Source organism: Pseudomonas sp. DCB_AW, assembly GCF_026240895.1.
Lineage (GTDB): Bacteria > Pseudomonadota > Gammaproteobacteria > Pseudomonadales > Pseudomonadaceae > Aquipseudomonas > Aquipseudomonas kermanshahensis.
Map to the genome: position 1 here is coordinate 1 of NZ_JAPFCE010000051.1, position 14,514 is coordinate 14,514.

Consider the following 14,514-nt stretch of genomic DNA (forward strand, 5'->3'; position numbering starts at 1 on the left):
GCCTTGTACCGCGTCGGCACCGTTGCCACCGTACTGCAATTGCTGAAACTGCCTGATGGCACCGTCAAGGTGCTGGTAGAGGGCGAGCAGCGTGGCGCGGTAGAGCGCTTCACGGAAGTGGAAGGGCGCGAAGAGGCCGGTGAATGCACCGCAACTATTGGCTGCTTTCACGGGCCTCTTCGCAGCACAAGGCTGCTCCTACAGCGGGACGCAGAATTCGCTAGCGGGCCGTAACATGCAAAAAGGCCGCGCCCTACACAGGGCGCGGCCTTTTCATTCAAAGCAGCGCAGATCAGTTATCCAGCGCCACCCGCCCAGCCGCTTCGCGCTTGCGATGCACCAGCAGCCCGGCCGCCACCACACCAATGCTCAGCAAGGCAGTGGCGATGATCTCGGCGCGGTGATCTTCACGCAGCCCCATCACCACCAGCACAGCAACGATGAAGGCGATGGTCGCCCAGGTCAGGCCCGGGAACAGCCACATCTTGAAGTCGATCTTCTCACCACGCGCTTCACGCTGGCTGCGCATGCGCAGTTGCGACACCGCGATCACCAGGTACACCAGCAGCGCAATGGCGCCGGAGCTGGCCAGCAAGAACTCGAACACCTGGGCCGGCGCCACATAGTTGGCGAACACGCACAGGAACGCTGCCGCAGTCGACATCAACACCGCCACATGCGGCGTACCTGCCTTGGTGGTGCGTTGCGACATGGCCGGGGCATCGCCACGCTTGCCCAGGGAGAACAGCATGCGCGAGGAGGTGTACAGCGCCGAGTTCAGGCAGCTGGTGACGGCGACCAGCACGACGATGTCGACGATCAGCTTGGCATTCGGCACACCGATGCGGCTCAGCACAGTCTGGTAAGAGCCCAGTTCAGCCAGGGCCGGATCGTTCCACGGCACCAGCGCCACAACCAGGAAGATCGACACCAGGTAGAACAAGCAGATACGCCAGATCACCGAATTGGTCGCGCGGCTGATCTGCTTGCCCGGGTCTTTGGACTCGGCAGCGGCGATGGTGACGATTTCGGTACCCATGAACGAGAACATGGTGGTCAGCATGGCTGCCAGCACCGCGCCCAGGCCATTGGGCATGAAGCCTTGGGTGTCGAACAGGTGGCTGACACCGCTTACCTGGCTGCCAGGCGCCAAGCCGAACATGGCCACGCAACCCACGACGATGAAGCCAATGATCGCCAGGACCTTGAGCAAGGCGAACCAGAACTCGAACTCGCCGTAGTTCTTCACACTGCACAGGTTGGTCAGGGTCAGCACCAGCGTGATGATCAAGGAGAAGGCCCACAGATCAACAGCAGGGAACCAGGCATGCAGAATGGCCGCGGCCGCGTTGGCCTCCAGCGGAATCACCAGCACCCAGAACCACCAGTAAAGCCAGCCAATGGTGAAGCCGGCCCAGCGCCCAATGGCGCGATCGGCATAGGTAGAGAAAGAACCGGTGTCAGGTGAAGCAATGGCCATCTCGCCAAGCATGCGCATGACCAGTACGACCAAGGTACCGGCGGCGGCGTAGGCCAGCAGTACGGCCGGGCCAGCGGCGGCGATGGCGTGGCCGGAGCCAACGAACAGACCGGCGCCAATCACGCCAGCGATGGACAGCATGGTGACATGCCGCGATTTGAGCCCCTGAGCGAGGTCATTGGAATTGTTACCGCTCATAAAACTACCTTTGTAAGGAGTGGACCACTCCGACTACGGGAACGAAGCGCGCCTGGGGTTATTTAGGCGTCGCTGCAATCGGCGGTTTCCTACTGGCAATAAGTGAGCCATCTGCTGAATGCATTCGTCAGAAAAATCTTGCAACCGTAAAGGGCGCGGCTTGCAGGGCTTTCGGCCATGCCTTGACCGAAAGGCCGCCAAATCGCCGTGCAAGGTCCGGATTACTGAAATACCCACTTACAAATGCACCAAAGGTGCTCCCAGGTAACACCTATGCACTGCTGCAATGCAGAAAAGTACAACCGGCAGGTACAACCCTGCCTGGCAAGCGTCAGCAATGGCCCAGAGGGGGATTACCCGCGAATGGTCCAAAACCGCTTCCAAGCGCGGGCCAAAGCTGGCACCATCGCGCCTTTTTTCATCAAGGCTCTGGTGTTGGGCTAGACCTTCGCGGTCATCCTCGCGACGTTGCACTGCAGCGATGCGACAATCTGCCCCGACAGCGACCCGAGCCCCTAGCGACCCTGTTGGCCGCCATAATGCCGCTATGCTAGCTTGGCGCACGCCAGGAAGGCCGCCAACAGCTGGGAACGCACCCGAACACATGAGGACCGCACATGGCTCAGGCCACGCCCGCGCTGGAAATCCGCAATCTGCACAAACGCTACGGCGAGCAGGAAATTCTCAAGGGCATTTCGCTGACCGCACGCGACGGTGACGTGATCTCCATCCTGGGGTCGTCCGGTTCCGGCAAGTCCACCTTGCTGCGCTGCATCAACCTGCTCGAAAACCCGCACCAGGGCGAAATCCTGGTGGCCGGCGAATCACTCAAGCTCAAGGCCGCCAAAAACGGCGACCTGGTCGCTGCCGACAACCGCCAGATCAACCGCCTGCGCAGCGAGATCGGCTTTGTCTTCCAGAACTTCAACCTGTGGCCGCACATGTCGATCCTCGACAACATCATCGAGGCACCGCGCCGCGTGCTCGGCCAAAGCAAGGCCGAAGCCATCGAAGCCGCAGAAGCCTTGCTGAACAAGGTCGGCATTTTCGACAAGCGCCACAGCTACCCCGCACAACTTTCCGGTGGCCAGCAACAACGTGCCGCCATTGCCCGTACCCTGGCCATGAAGCCCAAGGTCATCCTGTTCGACGAGCCAACTTCGGCGCTCGATCCGGAAATGGTCCAGGAAGTGCTAAACGTTATCCGCGCATTGGCCGAAGAAGGCCGTACCATGCTGCTGGTCACGCACGAGATGAACTTTGCCCGCCATGTGTCCAGTGAAGTCGTCTTCCTGCACCAGGGCCTGGTTGAAGAGCAAGGATCGCCGCAGCAGGTCTTCGAGAACCCGACCTCGGCGCGTTGCAAGCAATTCATGTCCAGCCACCGCTAACGGAGCAACACGAATGCAGACCTATAAGAAATTCCTCCTGGCCGCTGCCGCCACCCTGGTGTTCTCGGCAAATGCCATGGCAGCCGAAAAACTCAAAATGGGCATCGAGGCGGCCTACCCGCCGTTCAACAACAAGGATGCCAGCGGCCAGGTGGTCGGCTTTGACAAAGACATCGGCGACGCACTGTGCGCCAAGATGAAAGTCGAATGCGAAGTGGTCACCTCTGACTGGGACGGCATCATCCCGGCGTTGAACGCCAAGAAGTTCGACTTCCTGATCTCGTCGCTGTCGATCACCGATGAGCGCAAGCAGGCCGTCGACTTCACCGACCCGTACTACTCGAACAAGCAGCAGTTCATCGCACCGAAAAACGTCGACTTCAAAACCGACCGCGCCTCGCTCAAAGGCAAGACCATCGGTACCCAGCGCGCCACCCAGGCAGCGACCTGGCTGGACGACAACGGCGGCATGGACGGCGAGTTCAAGGTCAACCTGTACGATGGCCAGGAAAACGCCTACCTGGACCTGACCTCCGGCCGCCTCGACGCCATCCTCGCTGACAAGTACGCCAACTACGACTGGCTGAAGTCCGCTGCCGGCAAAAACTTCGAGTTCAAAGGCGAACCGGTGAACGACAGCGACAAGGTCGGCATTGCCGTACGCAAAGGCGACAATGAGCTGCGCAACAAGCTCAATGCCGCACTCAAGGAAATTGTCGCCGACGGCACCTACAAAAAGATCAACGACAAGTACTTCCCGTTCAGCATCTATTGATTCGCCCCGACCGGCACGCCCTTGGGCGTGCTGGTCCCTAGAACGACCCTACCCATGAATATCGACCTGCACGGATTCGGTCCGGCCCTTGCGGCTGGCACCTTGATGACCGTAAAACTGGCGCTCTGCGCCTTGCTGCTGGGGCTGATCCTGGGCCTGCTCGGTGCCCTCGCCAAAACGTCCCCGGTCAAGCCACTGCAATGGCTTGGCGGCTTCTACTCGACCTTGGTTCGCGGCGTGCCCGAACTGCTTTGGGTCCTGCTTATTTATTTCGGCACCGTTGGCATGATGAACAGCCTCGGCGAGGCGCTCAATATGCCCGGCCTTGAGCTCAGTGCCTTCGCCGCCGGCGTCATCGCCCTCGGCCTGTGCTTCGGCGCCTACGCCACCGAAGTGTTCCGTGGCGCCATCCTGGCAATCCCCAAGGGCCACCGCGAAGCCGGCCTGGCACTGGGCCTGTCCAAGGCGCGCATTCTGTCGCGGATCATCCTGCCGCAGATGTGGCGCATCGCACTGCCTGGCCTGGGCAACCTGTTCATGATCCTGATGAAAGACACCGCGCTCGTGTCGGTCATCGGCCTAGAAGAAATCATGCGCCACGCGCAGATCGGCGTGACCATGACCAAAGAGCCGTTCACCTTCTACATGGTCGCGGCCTGCATCTACCTGGGCTTGACCGTCATCGCCATGACCGGCATGCACTTCATGGAAAAACGCGCCGCTCGCGGCTTTGCGAGGGCTGAATCATGAATTGGGAAGTCATCATCAAATGGCTGCCACGCCTGGCGCAGGGCGCGACCCTGACCCTGGAGCTGGTGGCCATCGCCGTGGTTGCCGGGCTGATCCTGGCCATCCCGCTGGGCATCGCCCGCTCGTCCCGCCACTGGTACGTGCGCGCCCTGCCGTTCAGCTACATCTTCTTCTTCCGCGGTACCCCGCTGCTGGTGCAGCTGTTCCTGGTCTATTACGGCCTGGCCCAGTTCGACGCCGTGCGCAACAGTTCGTTGTGGCCTTACCTGCGCGATCCGTTCTGGTGCACCGTGCTGACCATGACCCTGCACACCGCCGCCTACATCGCCGAGATCCTGCGCGGCGCGTTGCAATCGATCCCCAAAGGTGAGATCGAAGCAGCACGGGCGTTGGGCATGTCGCGGGGCAAGACCCTGTTCTACATCATGCTGCCGCGCGCCGCCCGGATCGGCCTGCCGGCCTACAGCAACGAAGTGATCCTGATGCTCAAGGCCAGCGCCTTGGCCAGTACCGTCACCCTGCTGGAACTGACCGGCATGGCGCGGACCATCATCGCCCGCACCTACCTGCCGGTGGAGATCTTCTTTGCTGCCGGGTTGTTCTACCTGCTGATCTCGTTTGTGCTGGTGCAAGGTTTCAAACTGCTGGAGCGCTGGTTGCGGGTAGACGCCTGCCAAGGGCGCTAAACCTTACTGGCCTCTTCGCGGGCAAGCCCGCTCCCACAGGAATGCCACCGGGCGCAAACCTTGCGCCCCACCTGTAGGAGCGGGCTTGCCCGCGAAGGGCTGCAAAGCAGCCCCAACCCTGCCGACCACAACCATGACCCCACTCCCCATCCTCCACAGCCACCCGCTAAGCGACCGCTTCCAGGCCCTAGACCAGTTCCTGACCGAGCACCAGCACCTGTGGAAACCCAGGCCATTCACCGCCCTGCGCCTGGAATGGGAAGCCCAACACCCAGCGCTCGCCGCCCACCTGCGCCAATCCCCCCTGGCCGATGCCGACGCCGAGCCCGACCCAACCACCCTGCCCGCGCCCTTCCCACAACTGGCCCAGCAAGCCCACCACCTTAGCGCCCTGGATACACTCCCCGACGCCGGCCTACCGCCCGCTGCCCACCGCCTCGACGTCGGCGTACCCGGCCGCAAGTGGCAGCAGATCGAAGCCTTCACCCGCCGCCTGGCCTTCAACGAGCAACCCCAGCACTGGCTGGACTGGTGCTCCGGCAAAGGCCACCTCGGCCGCCGCCTGCTGCAGCCCGGCCAGCAACTGACCTGCCTGGAATACGACGCCGAGCTCGTCGCCGCCGGCCAAGCCCTGAGTGACCACCACCACCTGCCCGCGCGCCATGTGCATCAAGACGTAATGGCCGCCGACAGCGCCCGCCACCTCGACAGCGACAAAACCGTGGTCGCCCTGCACGCTTGCGGCGACCTGCACGTACGCCTGCTGCGCCTTGCCAGCCAGCAAGGCTGCCGCCAAGTCGCGGTTGCCCCTTGCTGCTACAACCGCATCGAAGCACAGCACTACCAGCCGTTATCCACAGCCGCCCACGCCTCCAGCCTACAGCTTTCGCTGGACGACCTCGGCCTGCCACTGAGTGAAACCGTCACCGCCGGCGCCCGCGTGCGCCGCCAGCGCGACACCTCGATGGCCCGTCGCCTGGGCTTCGACCTGCTGCAACGCCAACAGCGCCAGTGTGATGATTACCTGCCCACCCCGTCGCTGCCGGTGGCCTGGCTGGACAAGCCCTTCGAGGCGTATTGCCGCGACCTGGCCGCACTCAAGCAACTCCCGCTAAGCGGCACGCCAGACTGGGCTGCCCTTGAGGCCGCCGGCTGGCAGCGCCTGGCCGAGGTCCGCAACCTCGAACGGATGCGCAACCTGTTCCGCCGCCCGCTGGAACTGTGGCTGGTACTCGACCGCGCCCTGTTCATGGAACAACAAGGCTATGCCGTGCGCCTTGGCTTGTTCTGCGACTATCCACTCACGCCACGCAACCTGCTCATCCTCGCGGAACGCGACCGTTAGCCGCAGCACAACCTGTGGATAAGTCTGTGCACAAGCTTTTGATGAATGGTTGGATCCAAGCGCTATTTCAAGCGTTTGGCTTATTCCTGCAGGCAGTTCAAGGCCCGCAAAAACAGGCATTTGCGCAAAGACCAGCGGCGTATGGGTTCGGCATGCCTTTCGCGCAAGTTGGCAATGCTACTTGTGCATAAACTTTTGTTGTGCTTTCTGCAGGGGCCACAAAGCGGCCGGATGCGTCAACGGTTTTTGTTCTTGGCCAGCTCGATATCGTTCATCAGTGCCTTGGCCAGGGCCGCCAGGTAATCGGCTGCGCCCAACTGCTTATGGTCGTCTTCCATATCGCCCTCCCTGAGCAGGTGCTTGATATAGCCGAGCAGGATCGACACCTGCTCGTAGGCGTCGTCGATGGGGATGCCGGGTTGTACGCGCAGCAGGTTAACCGGTGGGTTGCCGACTTCGAGGAAGGTTTCCAGGCCTGCGGTGGTGATCTCAATGTGGGACTGGGGGGGATCGGGGACGATCTTGATCATGGCGAACTTCCATTTTTTCTCAAAAAGGAACTGCCACCCGATCTTTCTCACGGAATGAAGGTGGCAGCCGTACGCGGGGTGAGAAACCGAGGAGAAAAAACGCGAAAAGACTCGGCCAGACCGAAGTCTGCCCGCGCACGGCCACCATTACAGTGCCGCCAATTTCTCAATCGGGTTCTCACACCCGGTCGCCGAAACGACCCGAAAACGGTATCCGTGAGGCACTTCCCCGACAACAGCGATACTTCGGCAGCGCGCGTAGGATAGGTCCGAAGCAGCCCAACCCCGAAGCATTTGGTTTCAGGTTCAGAAATGCCTTACAGGTCACGCACCGCCTCCCCTTCCAGGGTGTATCATCCGCCCCCTAAATCATTAAAAAGACACGTCGCACGCTGACCGCCAGCCCTGCGACCTTCTGGCGTTGCGCCAGAGCCGACAATGGAACAACGGACCCTCATCGTGACCCAAGCCAAGCCCCTTGCCCTGTTGACCCTCGCCATGGCCCTGACCGCGTGTGCCGGCGGCACCCCAAGCCAGTCTTCCAGCAACCTGGGCTGGGACACCCCCGCCATGCAGCTGGGCGGCGACCGAGGCCTCCCCCTGCGCGCCGACACCCCTTGCCGCAAGCGCGGCTGCGACAACGACAAGCTGTTTTTCAACCCCGGCAAAACCGAGCCAAACGTCAACACGATCCACCGCGGCTGGTAGGAAAAATCTCCTTTTAAGCCGGTGACTTAGCTCATTTGCAAACAATCGCAAGGAAGTGGTTTACAGGCGCCAAACGATCGTTATAATGACGCCCCATTGCCGGTATAGCTCAGATGGTAGAGCAACTGACTTGTAATCAGTAGGTCCCGGGTTCGATTCCTGGTGCCGGCACCATACGCAGTATCAAAAAAGGCTCACCGAAAGGTGGGCCTTTTTTGTTTGTGTGTGTCCGCTGCGACGCCCCTCAGTCCATCAGGGCGAGGTGTTTTTATCAGGTGCCGACTGGGCGAGCGCGTCCAGCAGTAAGGTATCCGCACCGATCTCAATGTCCAATTCCGGCCATTCCACAGACCACCCTCCATCACCCAACCTGACGCCTTCGAACGCTTTACGCACAGTCAGTGGTGCCAAGCCAGGATAGGCTTCGAGCGCGTTGCTCATATCCAGGGTGAACCGCTGCCCATCGACAAAAGTCAGCTCGAGACTAGCGCCTGATCGAGGCTGAACTGCCCGCAGGCGGGTTCGTTTCATCGATGCCATTTCATCCACCCCTTCAACAGATCAGCCCGATTGGCCCGTCACGGGATTGCCAGCTTGCAGCGAACTGTACACGCATCAGCTTCATTAATTTGAGCTACCCCCATATCCAAAGGCCACCCTTACCCTTGAAAACTGCACGCCCCGTGTAGGAGCTGGCTTGCCTGCGATGGGCTGCACAGCAGCCCCAAGTGCCTCCGCCAAAACGCCGTTCTCACCGCCAACCAGAGATTTCCCCAGCGCCCAAAAGGTCGCCCCCCGCATAGAACCCGTACCCAGCGAAGTAATGTCTATCAAACAGATTGCTGGCATTCCAGAACGGCTACCCAGACCGGTTGACGTCAGTACCCCGTTCGCTCACGCCATTGGTGGGCTCGCCAACGGGACTCGCTACCGGAGAGATATGCTCTGCGCGATAACCCTCTATGACTGATATCCAGAGGCTCCCAACATCCCGCCGAATGCAATGGCTGACATTGCTACTCTGCGCATAATCGCGGTCATCACCAACCCCGCTTTCCTGCAGCAACCTATCCGCTTTGTCGTAAATTGCGCCAACTGTATCCACCTCTTTGTCCTGGAAAGAGACGGGCACTTCAAACACTGCTACAGCCCTGATCGCACAACGCTTTGCGTCAATCCCCCTCATGACAATCGTCGTGACAAACGCCGGTTTCACCAGCAAAAGCCATGTAGATGATGGTGCCGCAGACCAGGGAATGGACTGCACCTGACTGACAGTCAGGGATGCCCCGGTCATCGGATTACTGCTTTCACGCGGCTCAGGATCTCCCGGCGCAGGTCTGGTCAGCCAATGCAGCCTCCACCCGCCCACCGGTAACGGTGCTCAGGAGGCCGGATCATGAGATGCCCTTGCTCCCGAACGTAAGGAGCCGCCAGTCCCGCGTTAGAGGACATCCCCACAGGTCGCAAGGGCCCTCAAGCTTGATAACACTCAGCATTCTTGGCGAGATGACGTGGGAACGTTTCGAATGCTTTCTGTAAAAGAAACTGATCACTCAAGCGCCAGAAGCGGGTTGGATGGTTTTCATCACAGCTACTATTTTTAATAGCAATTTGGCATGATCGCCTAATGCTTGGGCCTAGGGATGGCATGTCATGAAAATTCTGATGCAGAAAGCTGATTACGGCGACTCAGTCCTAATCATAGGTAACACAACCAAAATTCTAATAGATGGTGGTACGGCAAAATCATTCACCCAATGGTCAAGCTCAATACAGAAAATTGACAAACTGGACGCCCTATTTGTTAGCCATATTGATAATGATCATGTTGGTGGCGCAATAAGACTTCTCACCTCATTGCATTCAAATAAAGTTGACAGGATTTATTTCAATGGTGCAAACCAAATAATTTCAGAAACCTCCACCGAGCCAGGCACCAGACATGATGCAATAGAGCTAGCGGCAATTTCTGCTTCTAGTACACTGCTAGATGAAGACAAGAGAATAGGATATTCAGAAGGAACCTCACTGTCCTTTATAATTAAAAGCAAAGGCTTTGAAACAAATTTAGAATTCAATGGCCAAGCAATTACAAGGCAGCCTCTAGAAAAAACCATAACAGTGGGTGAGTTCAAGCTAAGCTTTCTAGGTCCAACGAAAGAAAACTTAGATCAACTGAGAGATAACTGGACGGCTGTATTAAAAGCAAGAGGTATCAAAAGGCGCATCATTGATAAAAGCTATAGCTCAGCTTTCGAAAGCTACCTTAGCTCGATCGACCAACCTATGAGATCTGACCAAGCCATATCTAGCAACAGTGACGACATAGATTATTTGGCCGGTCGCCCTTTCAAGGATGACGACTCACTTCCTAACAAAAGCAGCATTTCTTTTCTGCTCAGAACAGAATCCAAAAGCATATTGATGCTTGCTGACTCCAACGCTGCCACTATTAGCTCTTGGCTGGATGAAAATGAGCTTCCCACTTTAAAGGTTGACGCAATAAAAATTCCGCACCATGGAAGCAAAAACAACTTCAATGTAGAGCTAATTAAACGAATAGATACCTCTCACTACCTCATATCTACTAACGGAAAAAAGTCCTGTCATCCAGACCTAGAAACAATTGCCAGAATAGTAAAATATGCGCCGAATCGCTCAGCGAAAATTATTATTAACTACAATATCCAACATTTGACAAAATCGTTTCTGATGAACATCGAGAACTGGGAGGGCAATATTAGTCTACACCAGAACGTTGAGGAACTAGAACTTTGAGCAAAGAACTTACGAAAGACTTCAAGCTTGATAACGTCTTCATACTCGAAGCTTATAATGACCAGAACATTGCGATTGCAACAGGGACTTGCTTTGCAGTAGCAGAGTCAATTTTTTTTACTGCTTACCATGTACTGAGTGATGCGCGTTCTCTAAAGATTTTCCGAAATCGAGATGAGTATTATTCGGACACCTCTCATTCAGTCGAATGTGTTTTGTTTGATGCAGAATCCGACTTTGCGATTTTAACTTCTTCGACGTTTAAAACAAGCTGCATAATTGAATTGGGCCAATATCAAAGCGAGCTTGGTGACGAAATAAGAGCCATCGGTTATTCGGCAGAGAAAAGTCGCCTACACTTTCCTGTTACAAGCAAAATATCTAATATCTTCGACTTTTCAAGCACCTACAAATACGATTTTGAGTTTGGAAAACCTGCAGAGATAGCGCACGCTGGAGGACTTTCTGGAGGACCAGTATTTTTCAAAAATTATGCCATCGGTTTTTTAGCCATTCAAACCATTGGCTCTGCACTTCAGGCTGTCTCCTTCCGCTCTCTATTTCAGAAGCAATCAATTAAGGATTACATTAATAATAGTGGCATTTCAATTATCGACGGAGAGGAGATCTCATTCGATGGTATTCCTCACCCAGAAAGCCCGTTTAATATTTCGATCGACTGTTCTATAGCTGAGCCAAATATCAAAGGATTAGATATTGGCTTTGATCTTGGTGAGTGGCGCAGGGGAAATCTGATTGATCAAGCCTTAAACTGGGTTGAGGACTATGCTCTCACGCCTAAGGAAAAAAGCGCCCTAAGCACGCATAGTTTTAAACGAATTCAAAGTGCTCGGCGCAACTTCAAAATCGAAGATCCTGCTGCGCTTGCAGACTTACTCCTACACATTGCGATACGCCAGAATCACAAGACGATCCCCATCATTTCCAACACAACCACTATAGACGGAGAAGCCATCTTCTCCTGCTCTCATATTGTTATTAGCAATGGGAAAGTTGAATTATGGCTTGGCATCTCAGCGATGGAAGAAAATTTAGAGAATGCCGTAAAAGAAGCTATTCATCGCGTCGATTTGCTAATTCGCGCAGGCGGAATAAAAGACAGACTTGTCTTCATTTTAGCTGCTCTAGAACCTAGTTGGCCACACATATCCAAACTAGAGAAGCTTTCAATGCCAAACCTTAGCCTATCCGAAAAGTTCGACAAGATAATTATTCCAATTCTTTTGTGTAGCAATTCTGAAACCATCAATAAATACAACCCTTCCAAATTTCTTGACCTGTTTCAAAGCGATGTAGATGAATGCAGAAACAGAGTTGTATCTGCATACAATTCGCACATCGTTCCTCTAATAGATTTGCGTGTTTTCCTATTTCCTGTTGATGATGTGCAGAAATTGCACGACACATTTGCCACGGAGTTCAACGCATGAACAAGGCATCTTATTCTGAGCTTCGCGCAGATATCGACAACCCGTCTTTCAGCTCCTGGCAGACGCTATTTCTTGAATTAATTCAGCTATACAACTCAAACCAAGCAGATCACTTTCTGATACAAGATCTTACGCTGCGATGCCTAGAGCGACGCAATGAATTTCGTCCACTTAATGGTTTGCTGAATATACTTATATCTGAGCTAGGGCTTTTCCCATATATTGACCAGTCTTCTACTACAACAAAAGATAAATTTCGGCTTGAAATATTTAAATCACCCATTTCCGAAGACATCACATTCCACCTTAAACAAGCCGAAATTTACTACAGAATAATAAATGGAGAGAATATTGTTCTAAGTGCCCCGACGAGCTTTGGGAAGAGCTTGGTTATTGACGCGCTAATAAGCTCAGGCATATTTTCAAACCTAGTAATTATTGTTCCAACCATCGCCCTTATGGACGAACTCCGTAAAAAATTTACCAAACACAAGCAAGATTATAAAATAATCACACAATCATCACAAAAACCTTCGAACCGAAATCTATACATTTATACACAAGAAAGAGTACTTGAGTGCAGAAACCTGGAAAAAGTTGATTTCTTTATTATTGATGAGTTTTACAAACTAGCTCCCTTGAACTCAGAAGATTACAGAAGCGATCGGCTGAACTTAGCATTCCACAAGCTCTTTAAGATTTGCAAACGCTTCTACATGCTTGGCCCTAACATAAACGGGCTAGCACATGGCATTGAAGAAAAGCTAAACTGCGTGTTCGTCAGGTATGACAACTACAAAACAGTAGCTGCAAACGAGTACGGCTATAAAATTAGGCCGCACGGTACTGACACTGAAAAAGATATAGATAGAGACGAACATCTTAGAAATATTTTGAGCAATCTAAAACCAAATGAACAAACTCTAATTTTTTGCAAAACGCCAAATCGCGCTGCATCTTTAGTCAAAAAAATCATGTCATACGATCTAATTAATCAAAAAAAACATGAGAACTCATTTTCTTCATGGTTGCGAGAGATTTATCACAATGACTGGTCGATGGCGCAGGCGATTGAATATGGTATCGCTTGTCATCACGGAAGACTACCACGAGTAGTCTCTGGCTATATTGTAGAGGCCTTTAACGAGAAGCTTATTAACATACTAGTTTGCACTTCAACCTTAATTGAAGGCGTCAACACAAACGCGAGAAATGTAATAATTTACGATGACTGCATTAGAGGCGCAACGCAGTTAGACTCCTTCACGTTCAACAATATTAGCGGCCGTAGCGGGCGCATGTTCGAGCACTTTGTTGGAAACATCCATGTAATTGGGCGCAAGCCAACGGCTGAACTTCCATTTATTGACGTACCAATTGTAACACAGGATGACAATGCCTCTGCCTCAATGCTCCTCAGCATAATAGATGAATTGAGTTCTGAGAAACGCGCCTCGCTATCTAATTACACTACACAGCAATACATCCCAATCAGCCTATTAAATAGACACATTGGTGTACCGCCAGAGCGAATGATAAAGTTTGCTGAAGCTCTCATGGAAAAATTCAAACCATGGCATCGCCTAATGACATGGTCTGGAAAGCACCCGAACAAACACCAACTAAGGCACCTTTGCGAAATAATGTTCAAATACTTCGGCGTGTCACGAATGGGTGGGGGATGCGTTAAGAGCAGCAACCAACTTTTCTATCGTGTACTAAATATCATCAACAAAGCTGAAGATAGAGAGCTAATCCAAAGCGAATATGACTTTTTGGCCTCTCGCGCAAAGAATTACGAGATAGATGACGCCGTGCAAAGTGTTTTTGACTTCAAGAGGAATCTAATAGGCTACAATTTGCCAAAAATTATCTTAGCGATAAGTGACATTCAGCGCACGATATTCAAACGATACAACTACTTTTGCGGAGACTATACAGCTTTTGCATTCAGCCTAGAATCTATGTATCTTCCGGCGCCGATCGTCGCGCTTGAAGAGTTTGGAATTCCTGCTTATCTAGCAAACAAGATATATGATCTCGCCGACGCAAATGAAGACTCAACAGTAGACAGTCTGTTAGGGTACATCATACAACACAAGAAAATAATTCCTGGGTACTTTGACGGATTCGAGAGAAAGCTTCTAGAGCGTGCCATAGCTTATATCTAACAGATTTCATCAACGCAGTACCAAATCTCTCAAATCGTTCCGCATGAGCCTTCAAATAAAATTTAACTTGATGGGTATTTTTAGGGATAGCGGCCGAGACCATCAGTAACAATCCCGTAAATATCACCTAGTTGATTTCTACTTCGACTCCTGGTGCCGTACAGAAAGCTTTTAATATCTCTGGCCCCTCCAAAAAACTCGCCTTGCGGCGGTTTTTTCGGAGGGGCATTCCGTCTAAATCCGTTGGT

11 protein-coding genes, 1 tRNA gene and 2 pseudogenes are annotated in these 14,514 nt (G+C 53.8%); 11 read left to right on the plus strand and 3 right to left on the minus strand.

The features are described 5' to 3' along the window. Positions 1–126 (plus strand): annotated as a pseudogene (locus tag OO306_RS21315) (LON peptidase substrate-binding domain-containing protein); the annotation flags it as partial. A 166-nt stretch (positions 127–292) separates the two neighbouring features. Here OO306_RS21315 and gabP read toward each other — a convergent pair. After that, on the minus strand, positions 293–1,678 hold the full coding sequence (gene gabP, locus OO306_RS21320) for a GABA permease (protein ID WP_027594261.1): 1,386 nt from the start codon (positions 1,676–1,678) through the stop codon (positions 293–295). Between the two features lie 617 nt (positions 1,679–2,295). Between gabP and OO306_RS21325 the strand changes: the two genes are divergently transcribed. The 5 genes from OO306_RS21325 (at position 2,296) to OO306_RS21345 (ending at position 6,625) form a co-directional block, all read left to right on the plus strand. Beyond that, the gene (locus OO306_RS21325; RefSeq protein ID WP_085273850.1) at positions 2,296–3,069 is read left to right on the plus strand and encodes an ABC transporter ATP-binding protein; all 774 of its coding nucleotides are present in this window, start codon (positions 2,296–2,298) and stop codon (positions 3,067–3,069) included. A 13-nt stretch (positions 3,070–3,082) separates the two neighbouring features. Then, positions 3,083–3,844, plus strand: coding sequence for an ABC transporter substrate-binding protein (locus OO306_RS21330; RefSeq protein WP_099428098.1), 762 nt, complete (start codon positions 3,083–3,085; stop codon positions 3,842–3,844). Positions 3,845–3,898: 54 nt separating this feature from the next. Further along, a complete protein-coding gene (locus OO306_RS21335; RefSeq protein ID WP_099428097.1) occupies positions 3,899–4,594 on the plus strand; it encodes an ABC transporter permease in 696 nt (231 codons plus the stop codon). Beyond that, positions 4,591–5,280, plus strand: a complete 690-nt coding sequence (locus tag OO306_RS21340; RefSeq protein WP_027594257.1) for an ABC transporter permease — start codon at positions 4,591–4,593, stop codon at positions 5,278–5,280. Before OO306_RS21335 ends, OO306_RS21340 begins: the two co-directional genes overlap by 4 nt. 133 nt (positions 5,281–5,413) lie before the next feature. Then, positions 5,414–6,625, plus strand: coding sequence for a methyltransferase (locus OO306_RS21345; RefSeq protein WP_265969854.1), 1,212 nt, complete (start codon positions 5,414–5,416; stop codon positions 6,623–6,625). A gap of 236 nt (positions 6,626–6,861) precedes the next feature. On the opposite strand, the gene OO306_RS21350 is transcribed toward OO306_RS21345, so the two are convergent. Next, entirely contained in the window at positions 6,862–7,155 is a 294-nt protein-coding gene (locus OO306_RS21350; protein ID WP_265969855.1) for a DUF3077 domain-containing protein, read from the minus strand. Between the two features lie 459 nt (positions 7,156–7,614). Between OO306_RS21350 and OO306_RS21355 the strand changes: the two genes are divergently transcribed. Continuing rightward, positions 7,615–7,863: a hypothetical protein gene (locus tag OO306_RS21355; protein ID WP_265969866.1), complete on the plus strand. Its 249-nt coding sequence runs from the start codon at positions 7,615–7,617 to the stop codon at positions 7,861–7,863. Between the two features lie 98 nt (positions 7,864–7,961). After that, positions 7,962–8,037, plus strand: a tRNA-Thr gene (locus tag OO306_RS21360). Between the two features lie 87 nt (positions 8,038–8,124). Here the strand turns inward: OO306_RS21360 and OO306_RS21365 are convergent. Continuing rightward, positions 8,125–8,403 (minus strand): annotated as a pseudogene (locus tag OO306_RS21365) (DUF2442 domain-containing protein); the annotation flags it as partial. Positions 8,404–9,519: 1,116 nt separating this feature from the next. On the opposite strand from OO306_RS21365, the gene OO306_RS21370 reads away from it, so the two are divergent. The 3 genes from OO306_RS21370 to OO306_RS21380 are packed head-to-tail and all read left to right on the plus strand — an operon-like array spanning position 9,520 to position 14,266. Next, positions 9,520–10,644: a ComEC/Rec2 family competence protein gene (locus OO306_RS21370; protein ID WP_265969856.1), complete on the plus strand. Its 1,125-nt coding sequence runs from the start codon at positions 9,520–9,522 to the stop codon at positions 10,642–10,644. Then, entirely contained in the window at positions 10,641–12,095 is a 1,455-nt protein-coding gene (locus tag OO306_RS21375; protein WP_265969857.1) for a Hachiman antiphage defense system protein HamA, read from the plus strand. Before OO306_RS21370 ends, OO306_RS21375 begins: the two co-directional genes overlap by 4 nt. Next, positions 12,092–14,266, plus strand: coding sequence for a DEAD/DEAH box helicase (locus OO306_RS21380; RefSeq protein ID WP_265969858.1), 2,175 nt, complete (start codon positions 12,092–12,094; stop codon positions 14,264–14,266). The genes OO306_RS21375 and OO306_RS21380 overlap by 4 nt, the downstream gene beginning before the upstream one ends. Positions 14,267–14,514: the final 248 nt, after the last annotated feature.